This is a genomic window from Uliginosibacterium sp. TH139 (assembly GCF_002855595.1).
Lineage (GTDB): Bacteria > Pseudomonadota > Gammaproteobacteria > Burkholderiales > Rhodocyclaceae > Uliginosibacterium > Uliginosibacterium aquaticum.
Map to the genome: position 1 here is coordinate 104,117 of NZ_PKRR01000008.1, position 25,070 is coordinate 129,186.

The following is a 25,070-nucleotide window of genomic DNA, read 5'->3' on the forward strand; positions in this document are numbered from 1 at the left end:
CCGAAGGAGTAGCGCAATGAAGATGACCTTCCGCTGGTACGGCGAATCCGATCCGGTCAAGCTCGAATACATCCGCCAGATCCCGGGCATGTACGGCATCGTGTCGGCCATTTACGACGTATCGGTCGGCGAAGTCTGGCCGCTTGAGAGCCTGCAAAAGCTCAAGGCCCGCATCGAAAGCGTCGGCCTGAAATTCGAGGTCGTTGAAAGTGTACCGGTGCATGAAGACATCAAGCTCGGCAAGCCTTCGCGCGACCGGCTGATCGCCAACTACCAGCAAAACATCCGCAATTGCGCCGCCGCAGGCGTGAAGGTGATCTGCTACAACTTCATGCCGGTCTTCGACTGGACTCGTACCGAGCTCGAAAAAGAGTTGCCGGACGGCTCCACCACGCTGGCCTTCGATGCTGCAGCGATCGAGAAGCTCGACATATCCAAAGGCATTTCCCTGCCGGGCTGGGATAGCAGCTACGGCGCCGATCAGCTGCGCGCGCTGCTCGATGAATATGCCGCCGTGGGGGAAGAACAGCTGTGGGCCAATCTGGAGTATTTCCTGAAGGCCATCATCCCGGTCGCCGAAGAAGTCGGCGTGAAGATGGCCATGCACCCGGATGATCCGCCCCGCCCGATCTTCGGCCTGCCACGCATCGTGAAGAACCGCGACGATCTGGCGCGTCTGGTGAAAATCGTCGACTCACCGGCCAACGGTCTCACGCTGTGCTCGGGCTCGCTCGGCGCGGATCTGTGCAACAACATCGAATCCCTGGTGCGCGAATTTGGCGGCATGGGTCGCATCCATTTCGGCCACCTGCGCAATGTGGCGGTGGATCCGGACGGCAGTTTCCATGAAGCGCCGCATCTGTCCTGCACCGGCTCGCTTGATATGGCTCGCATCCTGCGCGCTTACCATGAGATAGGCTTTGAAGGTTATGTGCGCCCGGACCACGGCCGCATGATCTGGGGCGAAACCGGCAAGCCCGGTTACGGCCTCTATGACCGCGCCCTCGGGGCGGTCTACCTCAACGGACTATGGGAAGCCATCACCAAGTTCGTTCCCGCCCAACCTGAACAGAAAGACGCAGCATGAGCGCCACCGACAATTCCCTGCCCTTCGCAATCGACTTGAACAACAAGGTGGCCGTCGTCACCGGCGGTGCCGGCGTGCTCGGCGCCGCCATGTGCCGGGCGCTGGCCGCCTGCGGCGCGAAGGTCGTGATTATCGGCCGCGACCTAGCCAAGGCTGAGGCCCTGGCCGGCGAAATCGAAGCCACGGGTGGCGTTGCCCAGGGCCTGTCCTGCAATGTGCTCGACCGCGCTGCACTGGAAAGCGCAGCAACCCACATTGCCAGTAGCTTCGGACCCTGCGACATCCTGATCAACGGCGCCGGCGGTAATCACCCGAAAGGCATCACCGATCAGGAGTACCTGGACACCACCGGCAGCGGCAGCAATTTCTTCGACCTGGACATGGAAGGCTTCAAATTCGTGTTCGATCTGAACCTGATGGGTACCCTGCTCCCCAGCCAGGTTTTCGCGAAACAGATGCTCGGCCGCCCCGGCTGCTCGATCATCAACATTTCCTCGATGTCCGCACTCAAGCCCCTGACCAAGGTTGCCGCCTACAGCGGCGCCAAGGCGGCTGTCAGCAACTTCACCCAGTGGCTGGCCGTGCATCTGGGGCAGAGCGGCGTGCGCGTGAATGCGCTCGCGCCTGGCTTCTTCATCACCGAACAGAATCACAAGCTGATGCTGCAGGAAGATGGCAACTACACCCCGCGCGCCCAGAAAGTGATCGCCCAGACGCCGATGCGTCGCTTCGGCGAGGCCAATGAGCTGATCGGCGCCCTGCTGTGGCTGGTGGAACCCAAGGCCTCCGGCTTCGTCACCGGGTCGATCATCGCGGTAGATGGTGGTTTCTCCGCCTACGCCGGGGTTTGAACCCTCGCGTACAGATTGCCCCATGAGCATTGAAATTTCAAAAGAGGCCCGCCTGCAGGCGATTGCTTCGATCGAACGTTATTTCATGACCCATATGGAAGAACCGATCAGCAATCTGGCTGCCGGAGGGCTGCTCGGTTTTTTCCTGGAAGAGATTGGCCCCCTCATTTACAACAAGGCGGTCAACGATGTGCAGACGCAGATTCAGGCCCGGGTGGCGGAAGTCGACATCGAAGTGCATGAAGAGGAATTCGGCTACTGGCAGAAATCGGGCCGCTCACGCAAAGCTTAGTCAGACAACTTAGGGTAAATCCCGGCTTATGGCATAATTGGTCAGACAACATAATCAGCTTTTCGCTTGCGGCCCCGGTAGACCACAGCGGCCCTCACGCACTTCAGGAGATCAAAGCATGGCCAAAACTTTCATGGACGAGAACTTCCTGCTCGAGTCCGCCACCGCGCAGAAGCTCTACCACGAGTACGCCGCAGCACAGCCGATCATCGACTACCACTGCCACCTGCCGCCCGAGCAGATCGCGCAGAACAAGCAGTTCAAGAACATCACAGAGATCTGGCTCGGCGGCGACCACTACAAGTGGCGCTTCATGCGCTCCTCCGGCGTCACCGAGGATTTCATGACCGGCAACCAGCCGGATGAAGCCAAATTCCGCAAGTTCTGCGAAGTGCTGCCGATGGGCGTGGGTAACCCACTGTTCCATTGGAGCCACCTGGAGCTGCAACGCTATTTCGGCACGAAAACCCTGGTCTCGGCCGCCACGGCCGACGAACTGTGGAACCACTGCAACAGCCTGATCGGCACGCCAGAGCTCTCCGCACGTGGCCTGATGGTTCGCTCCAAAGTACGCGTGGTGTGCACCACCGATGACCCGGTCGACACTCTGGAGCACCACAAGGCCATCGCCGCCGACGGCTTTCAAGTGAAGGTGTTGCCCACCTTCCGCCCGGACAAATCCTTCAATATGGATCGTGCCGGCTTCCAGGACTACATCCGCAAGCTCGCCGAAGTCTCAGGTGTAGCGATCAATTCGTTTGCCGACGTGACCCGTGCGCTGGACAAACGCCTCGATTATTTCGCCGCCCACGGCTGTAAGGTGTCGGATCACGCCATCGACGTGGCCTTCTTTGCCGAAGCCGGTGAAGCCGAGCTGTCCGGAATTCTCGCTCGTGCCATGAACAATGAAGTCGTGAGCCGCGACGACGTCGAGAAATACAAGACGGCCATCCTGCTGCACCTGGGCCGCGAATACGCCAAGCGCGGCTGGGCCATGCAGCTGCACATCGGCGCTCAGCGCAACAACAGCGCGCGCATGTTCCGCAATCTGGGCCCGGATACCGGCTTTGACTCAATTGCCGATGACATCATCGCCGCCAAGCTGGCCCGTTTTCTCGATGCGCTGGATGGCGATGACCAGTTGCCGAAGACCATCCTCTACAACCTGAATCCGATGCACAACGAAGTGCTGGCCACCATGATCGGCAACTTCCAGGACGGCAAGGTCGTCGGCAAGATGCAGTTCGGCTCGGGCTGGTGGTTCCTCGACCAGCAAGATGGCATGAAGCGTCAGCTCACTGCCCTCTCGCAACTCGGCAACCTCGGCGCCTTCATCGGCATGCTGACCGATTCGCGCAGCTTCCTGTCCTACACCCGTCATGAATACTTCCGCCGCATCCTCTGCAACATGATCGGCGGCTGGGTAGAGAATGGCGAATACCCGCAGGACTGGGCACAGCTGCAAAAAGTCATCGAAGGCATCTGCTACAAGAACGCCGAGGCCTATTTCAATTTCTGATTGAAGCCATCCCCCGCATCGAAGCCCCGCCGCGCGCGGGGCTTTTTGCGGGTGCCGCCTGCTAAACTTCGGCGACTCCAGAATCCGCCGCTCCCGTGACGCCACTCCAGCCCGCCTCCCTGCAGTTCTCCGCCGAAGGCATTCCCTTCTCCGCCGAGTATGGCGACGTGTACCACTCGGCCAGCGGCGCGCTGGCCCAGGCCGAGCACGTCTTCCTTGCCGGCAACGGCCTGCCCGCCCGCTGGCAGGACCGTGATAGCTTCGTCATCGTCGAGACCGGCTTCGGCCTCGGCAACAATTTCCTCGCCACCTGGCAAGCCTGGCGGGCAGACCCGCAAGCCTGCGAGCGCCTGCATTTCATCTCGCTTGAAAAACATCCCTTTGCTGCCCCTGATCTGGCCGCCGCGCTGAGCACATCAGGCGCCCCCGCCGATCTGGCCGGGCAGCTCTGCGCACGCTGGCCCTTGCCACTGCCGGGCATGCATCGCATCGAATTCGAGAGTGGCCGCGTCGTTCTGAGCCTGATTTTCGGCGAGGCCGCAGAAGCCTTGCAGCAGATCGCCGCGCGAGCCGACGCAATTTTTCTGGACGGTTTTTCACCGGCCAAGAATCCGCAGATGTGGTCGGACGGGGTATTCCGCGCACTCGCCGCCCTCTCGGACAGCAGCACCACCTTGGCCACCTGGTCGGTGTCCTCTGCCGTGCGCGAAGGCCTCGCGCGGGCGGGCTTCGTGGTCGAAAAGGCTCAGGGTTTTTCCGGCAAGCGCGAAATGCTGCGCGGCCAATATCGCGGCGCCCGGCCGCGCCCGGCCGCGCTCGCCGAGCGCCGCGTACTGGTGATCGGCGCAGGCCTGGCCGGCTCGGCGATTGCCGAGCGCCTCGCTGCGCGTGGCTTCACAGTCGATATGCTGGAAGCCCAGGAAGAGATCGCCCAGGGCGCTTCCGGCAATCTGGCCGGCGCCTTCCGCCCGCTGCCGAGCAAGGACGACAATCTGCTCTCGCGGATCACCCGCACCGGTTTTTTCTACGGTCTGCAGCATCTGGCCAGCTTGCAGGCTCGGGGCCATGAGGTTCTCTGGGAACCCTGCGGCGTGCTGCATCTGGCGCGCAGCGCCGATCAGGAGCGCAAGCAGCAGGCCGTCTGCGAAACCCTGGACTTCCCACGCGAATATCTCGACTGGGTGACGGCCGCTGAGGCCACACTCAAGGCCGGGCATACGGCTTCGTTTGGCGGCTGGTGGTTCGCGCAAGGTGGCTGGATTCAGCCGCGCAGTCTGGTCGCTGCAAATATCGCCGCCGGTGGTACGCACATCCGTCTGCACGCGGGACTGTCGGTCGACAGCCTGCGTCGCGAAGCCGGCGAGTGGCAAGCACTGGCCAGCGATGGCTCGGTGCTTGCCGCCGCGCCGCATGTCGTTCTTGCCAACGCGCATGATGTACGCCGCCTGGCCGAAGCCGACTGGTTGCCGCTGCGCGCCGCGCGCGGCCAGGTTAGCCATCTGCCGATGGCCCAGCTTGCCCCGCTGGGCGTGGTGGTCTGCGGTCAGGGCTACATCACACCCGGCATCGGCGGCCATGCCGCACTTGGCGCGAGTTTTGTCGTCGATGATTTCGACTTGGCACTGCGTGAAGACGAACACGCCGAAAACCTCGCCAAGCTGGGGCGCATGCTGCCGGGCATGGCCGGGGAGCTGCAAGGCAGCGAACTCGAAGGGCGGGTCAGCCTGCGCCCGGTGTCGCTGGACCGTCTGCCCATGGTCGGCCAGTTGCCCGCCGTCACGACTGGCGAAGGCTTCAATCTGGACACACTGCCGCGTAGCGAAGGCCTCTGGATGCTGACCGGTTTCGGTGCCCGCGGGCTGGTATGGAGCAGCCTGTGTGGCGAACTGCTGGCTGCCCGCATGTGCGGCGAGCCGCTGCCGATCGAAAGCGAGCTGGCCGAGGCCATGGACCCGGCCCGTTTCGTGATCCGCCCGCCGACCCGCCTCGCCTTTGGCACGGAATAGCCATCATGACCACCTTCCTGCGTCGCCTCTATCGCCGCTTCACCGGCCGTGATGCGCTGGCCCGCCTGATCGCACGCGGGCTGGTCGTCGGCCGCAACTTCTACATGCAGGATGGCTGCACCATCGATGCCTGCCACTGCTGGCACATCACCATCGGCGACGATGTCACCCTCGGCCCCAACGTCACCTTGCTGGCGCATGACGCCAGCACAAAACGCGCCTTAGGCCATGTGCGCCTGGGCAAGGTCGAGATTGGCAACCGGGTTTTCATCGGCGCCGGCAGTATCGTGCTTCCCGGCGTCAGCATTGGTGATGACGTGATCATCGGCGCAGGCAGCGTGGTCACCCATGACATTCCAGCTGGCAACCTCGCCGCCGGTAACCCGGCCAGAATTCTGGGCCTGACGGCCGACTATCTGGCGCGCCAGGCCGAGGCGATGAAGAGCGCCCCCTGCTTCGATCAGCGCTACACCCTCAGTGCTGGCGTCACGGCCGCAACGAAGGCCGAGATGAACCGTCGCATGGGAGACGGACCCGGCTATATCGTGTGATGGCCCGCCTGGAAGCGTTTCCGCCAATTGCCACGCCAGAGGCGAAAATCCTGATCCTTGGCAGCATGCCGGGCGCGGCTTCGCTTGGCGCACAGCGCTACTACGCGCATCCGCACAACCAGTTCTGGCCGATCATGGCCACTCTCCTCGGCTTTGACCCGACTCTCGACTACGCCAGCCGCTGCGACAGACTCAGCACAGCCGGCATCGCCGTGTGGGATGTACTGCAGAGCTGCCGCCGGCAAGGCAGTCTGGACGCCGCAATCGAGCGCGACAGCATCGTGGTGAACGATTTTGGCCGCTTTTTCACAGCCCATCCGCGCCTGCAGGAGATCTTCTTCAACGGATCGACTGCAGAGCAGTTATTCCGCAAACATGTAACGGCAAGCATATTGCCAGCGGGGCTACACCTGCAGCGCCTGCCCTCGACCTCTCCGGCGCACGCCAGCCTGCGACCGGAAGCCAAGCTGCAACACTGGCGCCAAGCCCTTCAGGCCGACCGCCAATGAAAACGGGCAGCCGCAGCTGCCCGAAACACACCTTGGCTGAAACCTGTCTTACTTGGCCGTATTCCAGGAAGCACCCTTGCCATCACTGGTGAGCTTGCACTGCACCTTCACACCGGAAACCGTCGCTACGGTACCCACAGCCTGGAAGCTTCCCAGGTCTCCGTTGTAGCACTCCGGGGCCTTGGGCGCTGCGGGAGCGGCCACCACCGGAGCTGCCGGCGCAGTTGCCGCGACCGGCTTGGTTTCGGGGCTGCTGGCACAGGCAGCGGTCAGCAGGAACAGCGAAGCAACAAGAATCGTACGCATGAAAAACTCCAGTGGTCATCGGACAGTGATTGCCCGGCATGCGCCGGGCCTGCCAGCATGATCCACGCGGAGTGTTACGTTTTCATGAAGCGTCACATGACGCGATGATTTCGAAGGCTGTTAACGATCTGTAGCGAGAGGCCGTTAGTGGGGCGAAAAGCAGCGCAGGAACCGGGGTGTATGTGGATACATGAGGATTCCGAGCAGCGCATGAGCCCCCTCAGTTGCCAATGAGCGGCCTCGCAGTAAGATCGTGAATAGCCTTTCAGGGCGTACCGATGAACAGATACCAGTGCGAAGAAGCATTGCGCACATGGCCCCAGCCCAGGTACATGATGCCCATCGGAGTCTCTCCGCCGAAATAGAGCGAGCTGGCTTGCTGCCAGCCGTCGCGCTCGGTCTCGGTATAACGCAGGCCCATTCGGCCGGCCTCCAGTGTCGCCCCCACCCGCAGGTCACCGCGCAGGCCCAGCGGCATGCGTCCGACAATACGCGCCACACCGACAGACCCAAAGCGCATCGAATCACCGATCATCTGGTCGCTGTAGAAGCCGGACAGGTTCATGAAGCCCCCCAAGCGAGCCGCGTCATACAGCGGCAGATTGCCCTTAGGGGAGTCCGTCATGCGCAAGGCAGTCGTAAAAACGAAGTCGTTCCAGTTCTGGGCGCCCTTGAATTCCCCAGTGATCTTGCTGTAGTCCCCGGTGACCGACTCGAAATAACTGCCATTCAAGGCCCAGCCCTTCTGCGGGAAATACAACCGGTCCATCTGATCCATGTCAGCCCGCAACTCCGGCCCGGAACTCCATTTCTGTACATTGGGCAACAGGGGGACGCCGGTGTAGAACTCGTAATCACTCATGCGCGTCAGCCACCCGCCCTTGACCTGCCCAACCGAGCCAAGCGCGAGACCTGCAGCCAGGCGAGTCTCCAGCGTGCGCACCTGATATTCCGCATAACGCTTGTCGTTCTCGTAGATGCCCTGGCGCTCACGCCTTGCCAGCATGGAAGGCTGCACAAACACGTGCTGGGTCTTCTCCACAGGCTGGTACCAATCCACGCCCAGGGCCGAGCTGTTGCCGATCTCACCGGTCACCAGCAGCTCGCCGCCCAGGGAATTGATCCATGTCTTGTGATAGGCCCCGCGCAAGGCAAAAGTCGCTTCGTCTCCCAGCACCGCATCGAGGCGCAAACCGAAGCGCAGGTAATCCGGCCCCCAGGACTTTTCGATCGGAGTGATCCGCAGGATGTTCTTGTCTCGCTCCTGCAGCACGGAGTAATCAACCGACTCGTAAAAACCATCACCATAAACCCGCAACAGATCGCGTTCGATCTTCTCCGGCTCCGGCGTATTGCCATATTTCAGATTCAGATGGCGGGTCACTGCACGCGAATCGACGTCCCCCAAAGCAGCCACCTGGACCTCGTGAATGGTCAGCTCACGATCCGGTTGCGGGAAGCGCTCGCGCCAGGCCAGGTATTCTGGCTCGGGCACCTTGAAACGTTGCAGTTGCGGCACGATGGCTTCTGCGGCGGCCTTTCCGCGGTCCGCGATCTCGGCATTCTTCGGAAAATCCCCCGCCGTAAGCCCTTCAAGGTCCGGGCGCAGATAGAGGTCCCGTGCCGGATCCAGCGCTGCGATCGAGCGCGCCACGTTCTGCTCGGTCAGGATGTTGATCATCTGGGCCGACACAGTCAGCAGCGAGCCGACATCCTCGGCCTTCAACAGCGGCGAGCCCACGTTGATGGCGATCACCATGTCTGCATTGCACAGGCGCCGCGCCTCCTCCACCGGCAGGTTATCGACCAGACCGCCATCGACGAACTTGCGCCCTCGATAAACCTGCGGCGAGAGCAGCCCCGGCACCGACATGCTGGCGCGCATGGCCTGGGTCAGACTACCGTCACGGAACACCACACGCTCACCGGTGCCGATGTCTGTCGCGATGATCGCCAGTGGCATGGCGAGCTTCTCAATCATCGGCTCGCCGTATTCAGCGCGCACCACCCGGTTGAAGAAAAGCTTGATCTTCTGGCCTGCTACCACGCCGGGCTGGTACTGCACGCCCTTGTCAGTCACCCCGGTCTCGGAGCCGGGCAGATAGCGCTGCGACACGACATGGTTGCGATAGCTCAGCTCCGAGTAAGCCGGGTTGTCCTGGAACATGTCGACCCAGTCCGCCCCGGCCAGCATCTCGCGCATTTCGGCTGGTCTAAGGCCGACAGCAAGAGCGCCCGCCACTAGCGCACCCATGCTTGTGCCAGCCACGCAATCTATTGCCACCCGCTCACGTTCCAGCACTTCGAGCACACCGATATGCGCGGCGCCGCGTGCACCGCCGCCACCGAGCACCAGGGCCACTCGCGGACGCTCGGCCGCAACGAGTGGCAAGACCCACACGGCCAGACAAAAACAGAGGGCAAGACGCTTGGCAGTGTCAGTCATGGCGACGGGGAAACCCTAAAGGGGACGGGAGTCAGGATGCAGGCGAACGCTGGGCGCTCTTGGGGCGGAAAGCCTTGCAGACCTCCGGGCGAGTCTCGATGTAAGGTCCGCCGATCAGGTCGATGCAATACGGCACAGCGGCGAAGACACCTTCGACAAGTAGTTTGCCATCGGCATCACGCAGACCTTCGAGCGTTTCGCGGATCGCCTTGGGCTGCCCTGGAAGATTGATGATCAGACTCTGCCCACGGATGACGGCGGTCTGCCGTGACAGAATTGCCGTCGGTACGAAATGCCGCGAGATCCGCCGCATCTCCTCACCAAAGCCCGGCATTTCCTTGTGCGCCACGGCCAGAGTGGCTTCCGGCGTTACATCACGCAGCGCCGGGCCGGTGCCGCCAGTAGTCACGATCAAATGACAGCCGGCCACATCCGCCAGCTCGATCAGGGTCTGTTCGATTACAGCCTGTTCATCTGCGATCAATCGCTGTTCGGCTCGCCACGGAGAGTGCAGCGCAGCGGCAAACCACTCCAGCAGCGCCGGAATGCCCTTGTCCTCATAGACTCCGGAGGACGCCCGGTCACTGATCGACACAAGGCCGATGCGCAAACCCTCACTCACCGTGGGGACCTGCGTGATCATGCCCATCGTCCTCACTATGATGGTGCGGATGTTCGGTAGCGACACCGCCCTCTTCCATCTCACGCAGAATCTGGAAAATTTCGCGGTAGGCCTTCGGCGGCTTGTTCTCGCTGCGCTCCTTGATGGCATTACGGCGCAACTGGCGCATCCGATGCAGATCGGCTGCCGGATAGAGGTTGCCGATTTCGGTCAGCATGGTCTCGTCTTCAAGAAAGCGCTCGCGCAATTTTTCGAGGCGATGCATGCGCGCCACTTCGGCGTGAGACTTGCCCTCGATCACATCCAGAGCGGCCTGGATCGGGCCGATTTCTTCGCTGCGCATCAACTTGCCGATGTATTGCAGCTGACGCGCACGCGCTCCGTTAGCCGTGAGGCGGGCCATCTCGACGAGGGCTTCGCGCAGGTTGTCGGACATCGGCACTTTCTTAAGGCGCGCCGGCCCGTATTCCGTGAGCTTCTTGCCCAGATCCTGAAGGGCGTCCATATCGCGCTTCCTCTGCGACTTGGAGACGAAATAACTGTCTTCTGATTCTTCGTGCTTGTGCATATCGGGGTTTGGCGCGTCTGCTCACGCCGCCTTGCAGCAGCTGAAGTGCAGTGAGATGCGCCTGAAGAGGCCTTAAACGGTAAGATTATAGCCCCTCGCATCTGCATCCCCCTCCTCATGTCCAGGAAGAACAACAGCTTCAGCTATTCCCAGTCCGAACTTCACGACATTTCCCAGGACATTCTCGCCTACGCGGCTTCGCGTGGCGCCAGCGCCTGCGAAACCGACATTTCCGAAGGCTTTGGTCAGACGGTCACCGTCCGCTGCGGCAATCTCGAAACCATCGAGTACAACCGTGACAAGGGCATCGGCGTCACGGTCTATCAAGGACAGCAGCGCGGCCATGCCAGCTCATCGGACTTCTCGCGCGAGGCCTTGCATGCCACCGTAGATGCGGCCCTGTCGATCGCCAGTTTTACCGCCCCTGATCCAGCCGCGGGCCTCGCCGACGAAGCCTTGCTGTGGCGCGGAAAGAAGATGGACCTCGATCTCTACCATCCCTGGCGGATTGACACCGACCAGGCGGCCGAAATCGCCCAGCGCTGTGAATCCGCTGCTTTTGCGGTCAGCCCTGAAATCCGCAACTCGGATGGCGCCAGCGTCTATGCCCAGCAATCCCAGTTCATGGCGGCCAACAGCGCGGGCTTCTGTGCCGGCTTCGCCACCTCACGCCACTCGATCTCGGTCGGCGTGATTGCCGGCGAAGGCGATTCGATGCAAACAGGTGACTGGTACAGCTCGATGCGCGATCCGCAAGAGCTCGCCAATCCTGCCGCCATCGGCGACTACGCCGCGCGTCGCGCGCTCTCACGCCTGGGATCGCGTCGCATCAAAACCTGTGAAGTCCCGGTGATCTTCGAAGCGCCGCAAGCCTGTGGCCTCCTGGGTAGCTTCGTGCAGGCTGTCAGCGGCGGCAGTCTCTATCGCAAGGCCAGCTTCCTGATGGACTCGCTTGGAAAACCAGTGTTTTCCGCCAACGTCCATATCGACGAATTGCCGCATATCCCGAAGGCGCTCGGCAGCACCCCTTTCGACGATGAAGGCGTGGCAACGCGCGAGCGCAAACTGGTGGACGCTGGCGTGCTCGATGGCTATTTCCTCGGCAGCTATTCGGCCCGCAAGCTGGGCATGCAAACCACTGGCAATGCCGGTGGCTGTCACAACCTGATCCTGCGCGCCGGTGACAAGAGCCTTTACGAGCTGGCGCGCGAGATCGGCCGCGGCCTTTTGGTCACCGAACTGCTGGGCCAGGGCGTAAATTACGTCACAGGGGATTACTCCCGTGGCGCAGCCGGGTACTGGATTGAAAACGGAGAGATCTGCTACCCGGTGCAGGAAATCACCATAGCCGGCAATCTGCGCGACATGTTCCGCAACATCGTTGCCATCGGCAATGACACGATCGTCCGTGGTGGCAAACAATGCCCCTCGCTGGTAATCGGCAAGATGACCATCGCCGGGGAGTAAGGCTGACAGGCGCTTAACAAAGCGCCTTCACCCTGCTTTCAATACGCCAAGACAGACCGCCCACCGTGCTATAGCGCATGGCACAAAGTATTGCTTCGGTGGCATCCTGAAATTAGTCCCCGTCGCTCAGCTGGCGCAGCTTGAAGCCTTGTTGCGCCAGCAGGGCCGGCACCCCTTTGGGGCCGACCAGATGCGCCGCACCGACCACCACAAAGAGTTTGCGTGAGGCGGGCAGGAATTGCTTCTGCAGCTTGTCGGCCATTTCAGCGTTGCGCCGATCCAGCAATTCATAAGTAATGCTCGAGCCTTTCGGCGCACCTTCTGCCGTCAAACGTTCAAGGGCGCTGGTATCGCCCCGCTGCCAGGCTTGGCGCATTTCCTCGAACATGCCGGGCAAGCGGCCGGCATTCACCTGTTGCAGCAAGAGCTGCAGCGCCTCAAGCTGCTCGTGCTCACTGCCGGCAGAAGCCGCCGCAATCTGGCGTTCCACGCTTTCAAGCTCCAGCACCTTCTTGCCTTGCGCACCAGCGCGTTCCAAGGCCCATAGATCGATCCCCTGTGAGACATCAAAACCGGCCTGCTGCGCAGCCTGCAGAGTGATGGTCAGACTCAACATCCAGGGACGAAAGCCCGCCATCATGGGTGCTGGCAAGCCCAACTTTTCGAGACTGCGCTCCAGTACCTGCCATTGCCCAGCTGACATTTTCCGCTGCAGGCTATCGCCCGCGGGATACATGCCAGCCGTCAGCAAGCCCAGTTGGGCTTCACTGCGAGCCGGATCAAGTTCCAACACCAGTGCATCACTGGCATCCAGACGACGCGTCACACTGGCGCTCAAAGGAAAGCAGCTCGCCTTGCAGACGTGGATCGAGCCGAACAAGTACACTGTGCCCTTCGCACTGCTTGCCTCCCACAGCATCAAGCGCTCGCCCGCCAATGCGAAAGGGCTACCCAGCAGCCCGAGCATCAATCCCAACACCGCCACGATCCTGTACATCCTTACGCTCCTGTCCTGATGTCTGATACCCGCCTGCAAGCTGTTCTCCTGATGGGCCCTACCGCCAGCGGCAAGACAGCCGCCGCCCTGCATCTGGCCCGTCAGTCGCCGATCGAGATCATCAGCGTGGATTCCGCCCTGGTGTTCCGCGACATGAACATCGGCACAGCCAAGCCGGACGAGGAAGAACTGGCGCAATGTCCGCATCATCTCATCGACATCATCACGCCGGAAGAAGCTTACTCAGCCGCACGTTTCTGCAGTGATGCCCAGCGCCTCATCGGCGAGATCTGCGCCCGCGGCCAGCTGCCCGTGCTGGCTGGCGGCACCATGCTGTATTTCAAGGCATTGCTGGAAGGACTATCGGACTTGCCGCAGGCTGATGCCGCCCTGCGGCAGGAGATCGAAGAGCATGCTGCTCGTGCAGGCTGGCCAGCCCTGCACGCGGAACTTGCCCGCCTCGATGCGACCGCTGCCAGCCGCCTGAATCCGAATGATGCCCAGCGCATCCAGCGCGCGCTGGAAGTTGTACGCCTGACCGGCCGCCCCCTGGCTGAGAGCTACGCCCAGCGTGAGAGCACGAGCCCAGCCATTGACTACCTGCCACTGGCGCTCCAGCCGGCCGAGCGCAGCGTACTGCACACCCGCATCGCCCGGCGCTTCGATGCCATGCTGGATGAGGGCTTTGAAGAGGAAGTTAGGCAATTACGCACGCGCTATCGCCTGAACATCGAAATGACCTCGATGCGTTGCGTTGGCTATCGCCAGATGTGGGAATACCTCGACGGCGAAGTCAATGCCGCCACAATGCGCGAAAAAGGCATTGCCGCCACCCGCCAACTGGCCAAACGCCAGATCACCTGGCTGCGGCAATTCCGCGAAAACTGGAGCGGCTATCAGGAGTTCGACAGCCTCGATGCGCAACATCTGACGCAACTTGAAGCGGCGCTCAACGCCTGGCGCAAAACCTGATCAGGCAGCCAGGCGGGACAGGCTCAGGAACACCAGCGCCAGCACGTTGAGCACCAGCGTGCGCCGTACGAGTCCCACAAAGCTCTGCAGATAGGCGACTTCAGCGTCGTCGCCTGCGCCCAGAAGCGGTCGATCCAGAATTTCGCCGCTCTCCTGCACCGGTTGACCGACCTGCACACCCAGAGCCCCCGCGCCCGCAGAGATGAGGATGCCTTCGTTGCGGTCCGGCCAGCTGCTTGCCTGGGTCCGCCAGCAGTGCGCGGCATCTTCAAAGTCACCCACAATGGCGAAGGCCATCGCGGTAATCCGTGCTGGAAGCCATTCAATCACCGCAAAGGCACGCCGTGCGAAAGCACCAAAATCACCGATTTCCGGATCACTGCGCGCGCCCCATTCGCGGTTGAAGAAATCCGCCATGCGATACAGCACTGCGCCGCTGGGACCCGGCAGAAGCAGGAAACAGACAATGATCGCGAACACCTGACGATGAGCACCGACAATGCCCTTCTCGAGCGTGAGACGCACGATTTCCTCGCTGCTGCTCTGATCGTGCAGATGGCCACGCCATTCACCGATCAGCTTGCGCGCTTGCTGCAGATCCTGCGCTCGCAAGGCCGCATGGATGCGCGTGAAGTAGTGACTGCTGTGACGAAAACCCATCGTGCAATAGAGCAGCGCAATGTTGAAGAGCAGCGCAGCGAGCGGATGGATGGCGTAGAGCAGGAAATGGATCAGGGCCGAGAGCAGTACCGGCGGCAGCACCATCACACACCAGGCAATCATGCCGTGGTGGGCTTTGCCATCGTTGAAGCGCCCTTCGAAGAAACGCCCTAGCGCGGCCAGCGCCGGATAGAGAAAGCGCGTCGCATTCAGCGGGCGGAACTGTTCAAGAACCAGCGTGAGGATGATCGCGAGCAGGGTCATCGGAAAACCAGCGGAAGAATCTCGGGGAAGCGCCTTGCCATCGTGACGCAGGCGGGGAAGATAGCATAGGCCCCGTCAGCCCGCCCGGCCTTGTGGCGCTTTGGTCACATCATCGAGCAGGAAAGCCGCGAACATGGCCAGGATTCCTGCCGTGGCGCCCCAGATGAAACGCCCTCCATGCGGTACGGCATGAACACGACGCTCGCCCTCACGCCAGCGAACGCGATGCAACTGGTAATTTTCGCGTTGCAGCAGAAATTCCAGCGGCACCTCGAAGACCTCGGCCACTTCGAAATCATCCAGGCGTAACGCGGGGTCTCCGAGCAGCAGGCCAACGACCGGCGTAATGCGAAAACCACTCGGCGTCCCAAACTCCGGCAACACTCCAAGCACTTCGACGCACGCCGGATCGAGGCCAATCTCCTCCTGCGATTCACGCAGAGCGGTCTGGATCAAGGAAGTGTCCGCCTCTTCACGACGGCCGCCAGGAAAACTGATCTGCCCCGCATGGTGATTGAGATGATCGGTACGCCGGGTCAGCAGTACCTGCAAGCCAATCTCGGCCGGGCGCACCGGCAACAATACGGCCGCTTCGGTCTGACGCTCGCTCAGAGGCCAGGTCTCATGCCAGGCAAACTCGGCCAGATGCGCAAACCGTGCGCGCAGGGCATGGATGTCGTGAGCCATGCCGTCAGTAACGTTGGGTCAGCACCATGGTGCTGCCATCCCGGCGCATTTCCATCCGGTTCAGAAAACTCATCCCGAGCAGCACATAAGGCATATCCACCTGCATCACAGCGCCCTCAACATCGTTGAGGAGAATGTCACCGATCCGCACATTGCGGATCCGTACCCGCCACATCGGCACCACACCATTGGCAGTACCGGCCATACCCGGCTCGCCCTTGCGAAAATCGATACCGGCAGCCATTGCGGTAGACGCCCCCATCGCGACCGAAGAGGCCCCCGTATCAACCAGGAAAGTCACATTGGCACCATTGATGCTGCCAGAGGTGCTGAAGTGCCCCCGGACATCAGAGACCAGCGTCACCTGCTTGGCAGTACTGTTTCGCTCACCCACGCTGACGGGAGAGTCGCCCATCCGCAAGCGCGAGCGCTGGCCGCGAATCTCGATCTCGGCGGTATCGCTGCTCACACTCAGGAGCTTCACATCGCCAACGAGCTGCCCCACGGCCAGGGTACGCGGAGCGCCGCCATCAATCACCAGCAAGGCCTTGCTGCCCAACACCCCCACCAAAGCCACTTCGGCAGCCACCGCATGCCACGCCGAAATCGCTAGAATCATTGCTATTGCGCAGCGCAGCATCGTCATCATCATGAAACCCATCGCAGTATTCCAGCACAGCCCGCTGGTAGGGCCCGGCCATTTTGCCAGCTTCCTCGACGCCCGCAAGCTGCCCTGGCAGCACATTCGCATAGATCAGGGTGCAGCCGTACCGGATTCAGCGGCGCCCTTTGCAGGTTTGTGCTTCATGGGCGGCGAAATGAGCGTGAACGATGAACTACCCTGGATCACACAGGAGCTGGCCCTGATCCGCGAAGCCGTAGCCCTGGACATCCCGGTTATCGGACACTGCCTTGGCGGGCAACTGATGGCCAAGGCACTCGGCGGCACGGTGACACGCAATCCGCAGCGCGAGATCGGCTGGGGCCGGGTAGAGCTTGCGACCAACGCCACCGCTCGCCACTGGCTGGGAGATTTGTCGGACTTTGACAGCTTTCACTGGCACAGCGAGACCTTCACCCTGCCGGCTACGGCTGTGCCGCTTTTCTCCAGCGCCTTCTGCTCCAATCAGGCCTTTGCCCTGGGGCCACATCTCGGCATGCAATGCCATGTGGAGATGACCGAAGGCCTGATCACAAGCTGGGCTTCAGAATGGTCCCATGATCTGGCGGTGGAGCCCAGCGCTCCCGCCCCGGTGCAGAGCCGCAGCGCCTTGCTCGCCGAGCTGCCAAGCAAGCTGCCGGCGATGCGCGCCGTTGCCGAACATCTGTATGAGTGCTGGCTCCTGAATGTGCATACGAAATGAGTTGCGCGTATCCTTCGCGTCTTCAAAAAAAGAATTTTTCCCGGAGAGAACATGGAGAAAGATGAACAGATCGGACTCGTCGTACTGATCGGCGGCCTGGTACTGGCCTGCGTGCTGGCAGTGATCGGTTTCGGTGTCTATACCACCTCGCCCGGCTACCGGAATGTATCGGTCAAAACCCAAGCCGGCATACCGCAGGGCGAGCCAGTGGCACGCATCTACTTCAATCTCGGCAGCGACGAATTGCCCGAAGAGGCCGGCGGAGCCATCCAGACGCTGAAGGAAAAAATCGCAGCCAATCCGAAGGCGCAGGTGCTGATTTCCGGTTTTCACGACCCCTCCGGCGATCCAGTCAAGAACGCTGAATTGGCCAAGGAGCGCGCCATGGCTACCCAGAAAGCCCTGATCGGGGTCGGCGTTCCGGCAGAGCGCATCGTGCTTCGCAAGCCGGAGCAGCTCACCGACACCGCTGATATGCAGGAAGCACGCCGCGTGGATATCCATCTGCAATAAACCGCATCGCTCTGAAGCAAATGCCGGCTCACGCCGGCATTTCTTTTCATGCCCCACTTCCTGCGCCTGCGCACCCTTCTTCGTCAAAGCCTCGCCTGGCTGCGCCGCCATCCGCTGCGCGGCGGCCTGGCCCTGCTGCTGACCCTCGGTCTCCTGGCGGATCAGCTCTTCCCTTTGCCGCTGCCACGTAACGAATCCGCCCAGGTCGTACTGGCCAGCGATGGCAGCAGTCTGCGCAGCTGGCCCGGGCGCGACGGCATCTGGCGACACCCGGTTGCCATTGAGGCGGTCTCGCCGCTTTATCTGGAAGCCCTGCTGGGCTACGAGGATCGCTGGTTCCACTACCATCCGGGTGTGAATCCGGTCGCCCTGCTACGCGCCGCCCTGCAATGGGCAAGGCACGGCCGCATCATTTCGGGTGGCTCCACGCTGAGCATGCAGGTAGCCCGCATCATCGAGCCGCCAAGTCGCAACCTTGGCGGCAAGCTACGCCAGATCCTGCGCGCGCTGCAGCTTGAATTGCATTTCTCGAAGCGTGAGATTCTAGGGTTGTATCTGAATCGTGCTCCGATGGGCGGCATCGTTGAGGGCGTGGAAATGGCCAGCCGGATGTATCTGGGCAAGCCATCCTCACATCTGAGTGCCGCTGAGGCCGCCCTGCTGGTCGTACTGCCCCAGGCGCCCTCGCGCCTGCGCCCGGACCGCTTCCCTGCACAAGCCCAGCAAGCGCGCGACAAGGTGCTCAAGCGGATGGCGGAGCTTGGCGTATGGACGCCAGCCGTGGTGGAGGATGCCCGAATCGAACGCGTCGGCGTAAATCCGCTGCGCGCGCGCTGGGTAGCGCCGCTGGCCGCCGAACGTCTGCGCCAGTTACATGCGGGCCGCCATGCGCCGCTCATCCGCTCTACGCTGGATGCAGAAACCCAGAGTACGGTTGAGCGTCTGCTGCAGGATCGCGTTGAACAACTGCCACCACGCGTGTCGATGGCGGTGCTGGTGATGGAGACGGCCAGCCTGGAGGTGCGTGCCTACGCAGGTTCGGCAGACTTCAGCGATGCCCAGCGCTTCAATCATGTAGACATGGTGCGTGGCCTGCGCTCGCCAGGCTCCACTCTGAAGCCCTTCCTGTATGCGATGGCGCTGGATGAAGGCCTGATCCACTCCGAAAGTCTGCTCAGCGATGCACCGCAATCCTTCGCTGGCTACGAGCCGGGCAACTTCCAGGCTAACTTCTCCGGCCCGGTCAGCGTGGCCGAAGCCTTGCAACGCTCGCTCAACGTGCCGGCCGTTGACCTGCTCGACCGCCTCGGTCCGCAGCGCTTCGCCGCCCTTCTCCATAACGGAGGGCTGCCACTGCGCCTGCCTGCCGGCAGCGAACCGAACCTGTCGATCATCCTGGGCGGCGCCGGGGCACGCCTGGAGGAACTCGTCGGCGCTTACCGCGCCCTGGCCGCCGGCGGGCTCAGCGGCCAGCCTCGCCTCACCCCTGAGGCTCCCCGCATCGAGCGACGCATCATGAGCGAGGGCGCAGCTTTCATCGTGCGCGACATCCTCGAAACCGGCGGCCATCCGGATCGCCCCTTTCACGAAGGCGCGACTCATCGCCTGGCCTGGAAGACCGGCACCAGCTTCGGCTTCCGCGACGCCTGGGCGATCGGGGTGAGTGATTCCCATACCGTCGGCGTGTGGGTGGGGCGCCCGGATGGCACACCCAATCCGGGTTTCTTCGGCGCCAACATCGCCGCCCCACTGCTGCGCGAGCTGATTGCCGCCCTGCCCGCTGGGCCTGCCACGCCGCGCCAGCGGCCCGCCAGCGTCAGCACCGCAACCATCTGCTGGCCGCTGGGCACCGCGCTTGATGCCACACCGGCGGAATACTGCCCTGAAAAGCGCACCGCCTGGATACTGGCCGGCGCCATCCCGCCGACCTTGCCGGAACGCGATGCCCGCCCGGGCCTGGTCGAAACGGCCTGGATCAACCCGGTCAACGGCCTGCGCACCAGCCCGGCCTGCCAGCCAAGCGCCCAGACCCGCGAGATCCTGCGCTGGCCCGCGCATCTCGAACCCTGGCTGAGCCCGGCCCGCCAGTCAGTCCTCGAATGGGACCCTGCTTGCCGTCAGGCACTCGGAGTCGGCCCCTTACGACTACACGGCATTGCCAGCGGCGCACGCCTGCGGGCTACTCCAGGCAGGCGCGAAGCCGAGCTGAGCCTGCATGCCAGCGGCGCAAGCGGGCGCGTGTATTGGTTGCTTGACGGTGCCTTGCTGCGCCCGGCCAGCACTGACGGCAATTTGTTGCTGCGCCTGAACACCCCGGGCGAGCACCACCTCAGTGTGGTCGATGATGCCGGCCGCCACGCCGGCGCGCATTTTGAATTCCGCCGCGATTGATCCGACGGGCAAGGCTTGGCGAGTCGTGTGCCAGCGGCTTATGCTTCTTCGCCCCGATGCTGGAGACCTTCTCGTGCGCCTGCCCCACCTACCCTGCCTGATCCTTGCCTGCATCAGTCTGCTCAGCCTGCCTGCCACCGCTGCAGCGGCCGGGAGCTGCGCGGCGCAGGAGATCGAAACGCTGCAGCCACTCGCTGCCGAAGCCGTCCAGGCCGTATTCCGCGAGCGCATCGAAGCCTTCCAGCCCTTGGCGGAAGAGGCCCTCGCCGAGCGTGAAAAACTGATCCGCGGCGCCATCGTCCTGCGTGACAAGCGCGATCGTGGCGAGCCCCTGAGTGGCGCCAATCTCGAAAACATCCGCCTCGCCACCCTCGCCCATATCAAGTTGCGCGAGCGCCTGCTGCAGATAGCTGAGCACAATGAATGCTGGCTCGAACCGCTCGCGCCTGCCTTGAGAACACGTGCGGAATTCCAGCGCGCGCGCAATGAAGGCGTAATGATGGCACTGGCCGCGGCCCTGCTGCTCTACGACAACTACCTGCTCGCCGTATCCCTCTATGAACAGGACGGTGCCCTTCGGCGCATCGTGGACCAGGCCGATCCGGGCTGGGGTCTGTCACCCGGGCAGATGCGCGAAGCGCAGCGTGGCTACCATTCGGAAGCCAAGCGCCAGCGCGTACGGCGCGCCATCGAGCATTACCAGCGCGAGATCCGCCCTCAGCGCGACAGCCTGCCCAGTAGCGAAGAACGTTACCTTGCCGGGCTGGTTGAACAGAGCCCTTCCTTCGTCCGGATACAGGAAAGCAGCGTGGCCGGACGCGTACTCAATCGCATCGGCCTCTTCAACCAGCTCACCGGCGACCAGGTACGCCGCCTTGGAAAAGACGGCATGGGCATGTTCTCAATGCTCTTCGGCAATGCCATTGGTGTGATTGAAACCCGCCAGGGCTATCTGCACGAGAATCAAAGCGCACGTACCCAATTACTCAGCCAGCTCAAGGCCGGTGACATCCTGCTGGAGAAGACGCCCTTCCGCCTGACCGACGCCTTGATCCCCGGCTACTGGGGGCATGTCGCAATCTGGGTCGGTAACGAAGCGGAACTGCGCGAACTGGGCGTATGGGATCACCCCGTGCTGCGGCCGCACCAGGCCTCCATCCGCAATGGGCGCTCGGTGATCGAGGCGCTGCGCCCCGGCGTGACCGCCAGCACCCTGGCGCATTTCATGAACGTGGACGATCTGCTCGCCCTGCGGGATCCAGCAGCCAGTCGCGAAGCTCAGGTCCAGCGCGTGCTGCGCGCCTTCCGCCAGATCGGCAAACCTTACGATTTCAATTTCGACGTCGAAAGCACCGATCGCATCGTCTGCTCAGAACTGGTCTACCAGGTCTTCACCGAGATGAGCTGGCCAACCTCACGCGCCATGGGGCGCGCCACCATCAGCCCGGATCAGGTAGCCGAACGCGCGCTCGACGGTCAGGGCCTGCATGTGGTGGCGCTGTATCAGGCAGGCAAGCCAATCGAACAGGATCCGGCACGCCAGCTCCACCGTTTGATGCGCGGGCGCGAGCCCGCGAAAGTCGCACTGCGCTAGGATCTGCGGCATACATTCGGCAGATCGAATGTATGCCGACAGTCCCTAGACCGGCTCTACGGCCTTGCCACTCTTGCGCACCGCCTCCACCCCGAGGCGGGCCAGTTCGTCGCAGCGCTCGTTTTCGGTATGCCCGGCGTGGCCTCTGACCCACACCCATTCCAGCTGGTGGCGTGCCGCCTCGGCGTCCAGCAGGCGCCACAGGTCCTCATTTTTCACCGGCTCCTTGCCAGCAGTTTTCCAACCGCGTTTTTTCCAGCCCTGCAGCCACTCAGTCATCCCCTTTTGAACATACTGGGAATCGGTGTGCACGCGCGCCGTCACCGGCCGCTTGAGTGCAGCCAGTGCCCGAATTACCGCCAGCATTTCCATGCGGTTATTGGTCGTGGCGGGCTCTCCCCCCCACAGCTCCTTCTCGTGAGTACCCGCGCGCAGGATGGCGCCCCAGCCGCCGGGGCCGGGATTGCCCGAGCAGGCACCATCGGTAAAGATTTCTACATGTTCCATTCTGAATCCTGGTGTGGGTTTTTCTGTGTCACCACAGCCATGCCTTTCTTACTTGCCTTCAACTGACGCCAGCGCGGCATGATCAGGCGCAGGCCCTGTACCCGCTTCACGGCATGCAGCACATAGGCCCCGCCAGCGATCGGCCAGCAATGACGGCCGGCTGCTTCCATAAAAGACCAGCGCCGCAGCCACACTTCGCTCGCCAAGGGCGGCGCATAGCAGCCGTATTGCAGATCGTGCACTTCAAGGCCCAGCAGGCTCAGCCAATCCTTCAGGCGCGACACCGACAGATACTGACCGGTCCACGGAATTTCGCCCATATGCCCCGAGAAACTGCGCCGCAGCCCCCATAGGCTCAGTGGATTGAACCCACTGACCAGCAGATGGCCTTCGGGCAGCAGCACCCTTTCCACTTCGCGCAAAACCTGATGCGGATGACTGGCGAACTCCAGCACATGCGGCAGGATCACCAGATCCAGACTCTGCGAAGCAAAAGGCAGCTCTTCGACAGCAGCCTGCAGCGCACCGGGCTCGCCTGGATCACGACAGACATTGCAGTGCACACGGTGCGGCATGCGGTTGGCACGCAGAAAGTCCTGCCCGCACAATCCGACCTGCACCGCATTGAAGCCGAAAATATCCGCCACACGCTGATCGAACTGGCTTTGCTCCCAGGCTTGCAGATAAAGCCCACGCGGCGTTTCGAACCATTGACCGAGATTGCTCAGCGACATGCGGCAAGCCTCGTAGAATAAAGGCATGGAGAAGATGACCCTGCGGATTGTTCCCGTTTCTGCCCTGCGCGACAACTATATCTGGGCACTGTGCAGCGGCACGTATTGCTGGCTGGTCGACCCAGGCGAAGCTGCGCCCGCCGAAGCCTTCCTCGCCCGCGAAGGACTCATCCTGGGCGGCATCCTGCTCACCCATCGCCATGCTGACCACCAGGGCGGCGTAGCCGAGCTGCTGACAACAAGATCCTGCCCGGTTCTGGGGCCACTCAGCCCAGCCATCCCGACAGTGACCTACCCACTGCGAGGCGGTGAAATGATTGAACTGGCTGGGCTGCCCGGCCTAACCGAGATCTTTGCAACCCCCGGCCATACCGAGGAACACATCGCCTACCTATGGCAAGGCGCACTGTTCTGCGGTGACACGCTTTTTGCAGGCGGCTGTGGACGTTTGCTGGGCGGTACCGCGCCTCAACTCCATGCTTCACTGCAAATGCTGGCAAACCTGCCCGGCGACACCCGGATCTGCTGCGCGCATGAATACACGCTGTCCAATCTGGCTTTTGCGGCCGCTGTCGAACCTGCCAACCTCGCAATCACCCGGCGCCGTGCCCACTGCGAAACGCTGCGTAGCGAAGCTCATCCAACCGTCCCGTCACACCTGCGGGACGAGCTTGAAACCAATCCCTTCCTGCGCTGTGATCAGCCCGCAGTACGGCAAGCTGTTGAAGCCCGGGTAGGCCACTCCCTTGAGGAGCCACTGGAGGTATTCACCGCGTTGCGAGGCTGGAAAGACAGTTTCTGATCACCCTCGGAGCTTGCGTCCGGTTGCGCCTTCGATAGAGGCAATCACTTTGGCGCCATTGAAGGGTTTCACAAGGTAGCCACAAGCACCGCCCTGAATGGCGGACTGAACGGTATCGCGATCCGTCGAGCCGGTCACCATGAGCACCCGCACATCCGGCATCTCGGCCTTGATCTGCCCGAGCACTTCAATCCCGGACACATTCGGCATCATCACGTCCAGGCACACCAGCCCCGGGCGCAGTTTGCGCACCAGCGCCACCCCTGCCTCCCCATCCTTGGCCTCCCCCACTACTTCAATACCCTCCGCGCGCAGGATGCTGCGCAACATGGCCCGGGTGGTGTCGTTGTCATCAATGATCACCACGCTTAGGCCGGCAAAACGGTTTTGCAGGCTCATTGCTCTTCTCCCGAATAAAGCACAACACGATTACGCCCCGATTGCTTGGCCTGGTAGAGCGCGCTATCGGCGTCTCCCAGAAGTTGTTCGGCGGTGCCGCGCTCACGACGCGGGATGGTACAAGCGACACCAATACTGATAGAGACCAGCCCCAGCTCCGCACCGCCATGCGGGATGGCCAGCGCCTCAACGCCCAGCCTCAATTCCTCCGCAACCTGTAGCGCGCCATCCAGCGCGGTATCCGGCAGGATCACCGCAAACTCCTCACCGCCATAGCGCGCAGCCATATCTGCAGGACGTCGTGCGCCCTCCTTGAGCACAGCCGCCACGCTGCGCAGACATTCGTCTCCGGTCTGATGACCATAGAAATCGTTGTACTGCTTGAAACTATCCACATCACACATCAGCAAGGACAAGGGCGCAGCCGAGCGCACGCCGCGCGCCCATTCTCGCTGCAGAAATTCATCGAACTGACGGCGATTAGAGATGCCGGTCAGCCCATCCACAGAAGAGAGCCTCAGCAGTTCGCGATTGGCCTCATCCAGGCGGCGGGTGAGCACCACCAGGGAGTAGCGCATCTGGGCAATACGCTGCATGGCCCGGACCTTGGCATTAAGCACGATCTCGGAGACCGGCTTGACCAGATAATCATCCCCCCCCACTGCAATGCCACGCTCAAGGTCTTCGTCGTTGGTACGTGCCGTGAGGAAAATGATGGGCGTCCATTCACCATCGCGCTCGAGCTGACGCATGCGCTTAGCCGTTTCGTATCCATCAATGCCGGGCATGATCACGTCCAGCAATACCAGATCTGGCCGGTGTTCCTTGAACAGCTCGATGCCCGTCGCACCGTCAGCAGCCGTCAGAGCCTCGATACCCATCTTGCGCAGCTGATGGCTGATCACGGTAGAACTGGTAAGCGTGTCGTCGATAACCAGTGCTTTCATCTGCTTGAATATTCC

General features: G+C 62.2%; 26 protein-coding genes. 14 read left to right on the forward strand and 12 right to left on the reverse strand.

The features are described 5' to 3' along the window. Window positions 1-16 precede the first annotated feature (16 nt). The 7 genes from uxuA (at window position 17) to C0V76_RS16450 (ending at window position 6,815) form a co-directional block, all read left to right on the forward strand. Window positions 17-1,087 carry a mannonate dehydratase gene (gene uxuA, locus C0V76_RS16420; protein ID WP_101943885.1) on the forward strand — a complete coding sequence of 357 codons (1,071 nt, stop codon included), beginning with the start codon at window positions 17-19 and terminating at the stop codon, window positions 1,085-1,087. Then, on the forward strand, window positions 1,084-1,938 hold the full coding sequence (locus C0V76_RS16425; RefSeq protein ID WP_101943887.1) for an SDR family oxidoreductase: 855 nt from the start codon (window positions 1,084-1,086) through the stop codon (window positions 1,936-1,938). The genes uxuA and C0V76_RS16425 overlap by 4 nt, the downstream gene beginning before the upstream one ends. A 22-nt stretch (window positions 1,939-1,960) precedes the next feature. Beyond that, window positions 1,961-2,230, forward strand: a complete 270-nt coding sequence (locus C0V76_RS16430; RefSeq protein ID WP_101943888.1) for a DUF2164 domain-containing protein — start codon at window positions 1,961-1,963, stop codon at window positions 2,228-2,230. Window positions 2,231-2,348: 118 nt separating this feature from the next. After that, window positions 2,349-3,749, forward strand: coding sequence for a glucuronate isomerase (gene uxaC / locus C0V76_RS16435; RefSeq protein WP_101943890.1), 1,401 nt, complete (start codon window positions 2,349-2,351; stop codon window positions 3,747-3,749). A 95-nt stretch (window positions 3,750-3,844) separates the two neighbouring features. After that, window positions 3,845-5,755, forward strand: a complete 1,911-nt coding sequence (gene mnmC, locus C0V76_RS16440; protein ID WP_101943892.1) for a bifunctional tRNA (5-methylaminomethyl-2-thiouridine)(34)-methyltransferase MnmD/FAD-dependent 5-carboxymethylaminomethyl-2-thiouridine(34) oxidoreductase MnmC — start codon at window positions 3,845-3,847, stop codon at window positions 5,753-5,755. 5 nt (window positions 5,756-5,760) lie between these two features. Continuing rightward, window positions 5,761-6,306: a DapH/DapD/GlmU-related protein gene (locus C0V76_RS16445; protein ID WP_101943894.1), complete on the forward strand. Its 546-nt coding sequence runs from the start codon at window positions 5,761-5,763 to the stop codon at window positions 6,304-6,306. Further along, window positions 6,306-6,815, forward strand: a complete 510-nt coding sequence (locus tag C0V76_RS16450; protein WP_101943896.1) for a DNA-deoxyinosine glycosylase — start codon at window positions 6,306-6,308, stop codon at window positions 6,813-6,815. The genes C0V76_RS16445 and C0V76_RS16450 overlap by 1 nt, the downstream gene beginning before the upstream one ends. 48 nt (window positions 6,816-6,863) lie before the next feature. Here C0V76_RS16450 and C0V76_RS16455 read toward each other — a convergent pair whose 3' ends face one another. The 4 genes from C0V76_RS16455 to yjgA all read right to left on the reverse strand — a co-directional run bounded on the left by C0V76_RS16455 (window position 6,864) and on the right by yjgA (window position 10,757). Continuing rightward, complete coding sequence (locus tag C0V76_RS16455) at window positions 6,864-7,121, reverse strand: hypothetical protein (RefSeq protein WP_101943898.1); 258 nt, start codon at window positions 7,119-7,121, stop codon at window positions 6,864-6,866. A 265-nt stretch (window positions 7,122-7,386) separates the two neighbouring features. Next, on the reverse strand, window positions 7,387-9,567 hold the full coding sequence (locus C0V76_RS16460; protein ID WP_101943899.1) for a patatin-like phospholipase family protein: 2,181 nt from the start codon (window positions 9,565-9,567) through the stop codon (window positions 7,387-7,389). A gap of 31 nt (window positions 9,568-9,598) precedes the next feature. Continuing rightward, the gene (mog, locus tag C0V76_RS16465; RefSeq protein WP_216821783.1) at window positions 9,599-10,189 is read right to left on the reverse strand and encodes a molybdopterin adenylyltransferase; all 591 of its coding nucleotides are present in this window, start codon (window positions 10,187-10,189) and stop codon (window positions 9,599-9,601) included. Beyond that, window positions 10,182-10,757 (reverse strand): ribosome biogenesis factor YjgA, encoded by a 576-nt coding sequence (gene yjgA / locus C0V76_RS16470; protein ID WP_101943901.1) that lies wholly within the window; start codon window positions 10,755-10,757, stop codon window positions 10,182-10,184. The genes mog and yjgA overlap by 8 nt, the downstream gene beginning before the upstream one ends. A 117-nt stretch (window positions 10,758-10,874) precedes the next feature. Between yjgA and pmbA the strand changes: the two genes are divergently transcribed. Next, window positions 10,875-12,224 (forward strand): metalloprotease PmbA, encoded by a 1,350-nt coding sequence (gene pmbA / locus C0V76_RS16475; protein WP_101943902.1) that lies wholly within the window; start codon window positions 10,875-10,877, stop codon window positions 12,222-12,224. 112 nt (window positions 12,225-12,336) lie between these two features. Here pmbA and C0V76_RS16480 read toward each other — a convergent pair whose 3' ends face one another. Then, window positions 12,337-13,221 carry a TraB/GumN family protein gene (locus tag C0V76_RS16480; RefSeq protein WP_158239261.1) on the reverse strand — a complete coding sequence of 295 codons (885 nt, stop codon included), beginning with the start codon at window positions 13,219-13,221 and terminating at the stop codon, window positions 12,337-12,339. 18 nt (window positions 13,222-13,239) lie between these two features. On the opposite strand from C0V76_RS16480, the gene miaA reads away from it, so the two are divergent. Continuing rightward, window positions 13,240-14,193 carry a tRNA (adenosine(37)-N6)-dimethylallyltransferase MiaA gene (miaA, locus tag C0V76_RS16485; RefSeq protein ID WP_101944036.1) on the forward strand — a complete coding sequence of 318 codons (954 nt, stop codon included), beginning with the start codon at window positions 13,240-13,242 and terminating at the stop codon, window positions 14,191-14,193. Here miaA and C0V76_RS16490 read toward each other — a convergent pair whose 3' ends face one another. The 3 genes from C0V76_RS16490 to C0V76_RS16500 form a co-directional block, all read right to left on the reverse strand. Then, window positions 14,194-15,117, reverse strand: coding sequence for a CobD/CbiB family protein (locus tag C0V76_RS16490; RefSeq protein ID WP_101943906.1), 924 nt, complete (start codon window positions 15,115-15,117; stop codon window positions 14,194-14,196). A gap of 75 nt (window positions 15,118-15,192) precedes the next feature. After that, window positions 15,193-15,804, reverse strand: a complete 612-nt coding sequence (locus C0V76_RS16495; RefSeq protein WP_101943908.1) for a CoA pyrophosphatase — start codon at window positions 15,802-15,804, stop codon at window positions 15,193-15,195. Between the two features lie 4 nt (window positions 15,805-15,808). Beyond that, window positions 15,809-16,423, reverse strand: coding sequence for a TIGR02281 family clan AA aspartic protease (locus C0V76_RS16500; protein ID WP_254048277.1), 615 nt, complete (start codon window positions 16,421-16,423; stop codon window positions 15,809-15,811). Between the two features lie 31 nt (window positions 16,424-16,454). On the opposite strand from C0V76_RS16500, the gene C0V76_RS16505 reads away from it, so the two are divergent. From C0V76_RS16505 to C0V76_RS16520, 4 genes are all read left to right on the forward strand, one after another. Then, on the forward strand, window positions 16,455-17,168 hold the full coding sequence (locus C0V76_RS16505) for a type 1 glutamine amidotransferase (protein WP_101943911.1): 714 nt from the start codon (window positions 16,455-16,457) through the stop codon (window positions 17,166-17,168). 51 nt (window positions 17,169-17,219) lie between these two features. Beyond that, window positions 17,220-17,681, forward strand: coding sequence for an OmpA family protein (locus C0V76_RS16510; protein ID WP_101943912.1), 462 nt, complete (start codon window positions 17,220-17,222; stop codon window positions 17,679-17,681). 48 nt (window positions 17,682-17,729) lie between these two features. Further along, on the forward strand, window positions 17,730-20,072 hold the full coding sequence (gene pbpC, locus C0V76_RS16515; protein WP_101943914.1) for a penicillin-binding protein 1C: 2,343 nt from the start codon (window positions 17,730-17,732) through the stop codon (window positions 20,070-20,072). Between the two features lie 73 nt (window positions 20,073-20,145). After that, window positions 20,146-21,666 (forward strand): YiiX/YebB-like N1pC/P60 family cysteine hydrolase, encoded by a 1,521-nt coding sequence (locus C0V76_RS16520; protein ID WP_158239262.1) that lies wholly within the window; start codon window positions 20,146-20,148, stop codon window positions 21,664-21,666. 45 nt (window positions 21,667-21,711) lie between these two features. On the opposite strand, the gene rnhA is transcribed toward C0V76_RS16520, so the two are convergent. Then, window positions 21,712-22,173 (reverse strand): ribonuclease HI, encoded by a 462-nt coding sequence (gene rnhA / locus C0V76_RS16525; RefSeq protein WP_101943917.1) that lies wholly within the window; start codon window positions 22,171-22,173, stop codon window positions 21,712-21,714. Continuing rightward, window positions 22,161-22,907 carry a class I SAM-dependent methyltransferase gene (locus C0V76_RS16530; protein ID WP_101943919.1) on the reverse strand — a complete coding sequence of 249 codons (747 nt, stop codon included), beginning with the start codon at window positions 22,905-22,907 and terminating at the stop codon, window positions 22,161-22,163. Before C0V76_RS16530 ends, rnhA begins: the two co-directional genes overlap by 13 nt. Window positions 22,908-22,932: 25 nt before the next feature. Here C0V76_RS16530 and gloB point away from each other — a divergent pair, with 25 nt between their 5' ends. Beyond that, window positions 22,933-23,709 carry a hydroxyacylglutathione hydrolase gene (gloB, locus tag C0V76_RS16535; RefSeq protein WP_216821776.1) on the forward strand — a complete coding sequence of 259 codons (777 nt, stop codon included), beginning with the start codon at window positions 22,933-22,935 and terminating at the stop codon, window positions 23,707-23,709. Here gloB and C0V76_RS16540 read toward each other — a convergent pair whose 3' ends face one another. Both C0V76_RS16540 and C0V76_RS16545 read right to left on the reverse strand, forming a co-directional pair. Beyond that, window positions 23,710-24,108 (reverse strand): response regulator transcription factor, encoded by a 399-nt coding sequence (locus C0V76_RS16540; RefSeq protein WP_101943920.1) that lies wholly within the window; start codon window positions 24,106-24,108, stop codon window positions 23,710-23,712. Further along, complete coding sequence (locus C0V76_RS16545; RefSeq protein ID WP_101943922.1) at window positions 24,105-25,055, reverse strand: diguanylate cyclase; 951 nt, start codon at window positions 25,053-25,055, stop codon at window positions 24,105-24,107. Before C0V76_RS16545 ends, C0V76_RS16540 begins: the two co-directional genes overlap by 4 nt. Between the last annotated feature and the right edge of the window lie 15 nt (window positions 25,056-25,070).

What these genes read in the sequence shown, in the direction of transcription:
- uxuA (WP_101943885.1), top strand. Translation starts at nt 17, where the DNA reads ATGAAGATGACCTTCCGCTGGTACGGCGAATCCGATCCGGTCAAGCTC.
- C0V76_RS16425 (WP_101943887.1), top strand. Translation starts at nt 1,084, where the DNA reads ATGAGCGCCACCGACAATTCCCTGCCCTTCGCAATCGACTTGAACAAC.
- C0V76_RS16430 (WP_101943888.1), top strand. Translation starts at nt 1,961, where the DNA reads ATGAGCATTGAAATTTCAAAAGAGGCCCGCCTGCAGGCGATTGCTTCG.
- uxaC (WP_101943890.1), top strand. Translation starts at nt 2,349, where the DNA reads ATGGCCAAAACTTTCATGGACGAGAACTTCCTGCTCGAGTCCGCCACC.
- C0V76_RS16445 (WP_101943894.1), top strand. Translation starts at nt 5,761, where the DNA reads ATGACCACCTTCCTGCGTCGCCTCTATCGCCGCTTCACCGGCCGTGAT.
- C0V76_RS16450 (WP_101943896.1), top strand. Translation starts at nt 6,306, where the DNA reads ATGGCCCGCCTGGAAGCGTTTCCGCCAATTGCCACGCCAGAGGCGAAA.
- C0V76_RS16455 (WP_101943898.1), bottom strand. Translation starts at nt 7,121, where the DNA reads ATGCGTACGATTCTTGTTGCTTCGCTGTTCCTGCTGACCGCTGCCTGT.
- C0V76_RS16460 (WP_101943899.1), bottom strand. Translation starts at nt 9,567, where the DNA reads ATGACTGACACTGCCAAGCGTCTTGCCCTCTGTTTTTGTCTGGCCGTG.
- yjgA (WP_101943901.1), bottom strand. Translation starts at nt 10,757, where the DNA reads ATGCACAAGCACGAAGAATCAGAAGACAGTTATTTCGTCTCCAAGTCG.
- pmbA (WP_101943902.1), top strand. Translation starts at nt 10,875, where the DNA reads ATGTCCAGGAAGAACAACAGCTTCAGCTATTCCCAGTCCGAACTTCAC.
- C0V76_RS16480 (WP_158239261.1), bottom strand. Translation starts at nt 13,221, where the DNA reads ATGTACAGGATCGTGGCGGTGTTGGGATTGATGCTCGGGCTGCTGGGT.
- miaA (WP_101944036.1), top strand. Translation starts at nt 13,240, where the DNA reads ATGTCTGATACCCGCCTGCAAGCTGTTCTCCTGATGGGCCCTACCGCC.
- C0V76_RS16490 (WP_101943906.1), bottom strand. Translation starts at nt 15,117, where the DNA reads ATGACCCTGCTCGCGATCATCCTCACGCTGGTTCTTGAACAGTTCCGC.
- C0V76_RS16495 (WP_101943908.1), bottom strand. Translation starts at nt 15,804, where the DNA reads ATGGCTCACGACATCCATGCCCTGCGCGCACGGTTTGCGCATCTGGCC.
- C0V76_RS16500 (WP_254048277.1), bottom strand. Translation starts at nt 16,423, where the DNA reads ATGATTCTAGCGATTTCGGCGTGGCATGCGGTGGCTGCCGAAGTGGCT.
- C0V76_RS16505 (WP_101943911.1), top strand. Translation starts at nt 16,455, where the DNA reads ATGAAACCCATCGCAGTATTCCAGCACAGCCCGCTGGTAGGGCCCGGC.
- C0V76_RS16510 (WP_101943912.1), top strand. Translation starts at nt 17,220, where the DNA reads ATGGAGAAAGATGAACAGATCGGACTCGTCGTACTGATCGGCGGCCTG.
- pbpC (WP_101943914.1), top strand. Translation starts at nt 17,730, where the DNA reads ATGCCCCACTTCCTGCGCCTGCGCACCCTTCTTCGTCAAAGCCTCGCC.
- rnhA (WP_101943917.1), bottom strand. Translation starts at nt 22,173, where the DNA reads ATGGAACATGTAGAAATCTTTACCGATGGTGCCTGCTCGGGCAATCCC.
- C0V76_RS16530 (WP_101943919.1), bottom strand. Translation starts at nt 22,907, where the DNA reads ATGTCGCTGAGCAATCTCGGTCAATGGTTCGAAACGCCGCGTGGGCTT.
- gloB (WP_216821776.1), top strand. Translation starts at nt 22,933, where the DNA reads ATGGAGAAGATGACCCTGCGGATTGTTCCCGTTTCTGCCCTGCGCGAC.
- C0V76_RS16540 (WP_101943920.1), bottom strand. Translation starts at nt 24,108, where the DNA reads ATGAGCCTGCAAAACCGTTTTGCCGGCCTAAGCGTGGTGATCATTGAT.
- C0V76_RS16545 (WP_101943922.1), bottom strand. Translation starts at nt 25,055, where the DNA reads ATGAAAGCACTGGTTATCGACGACACGCTTACCAGTTCTACCGTGATC.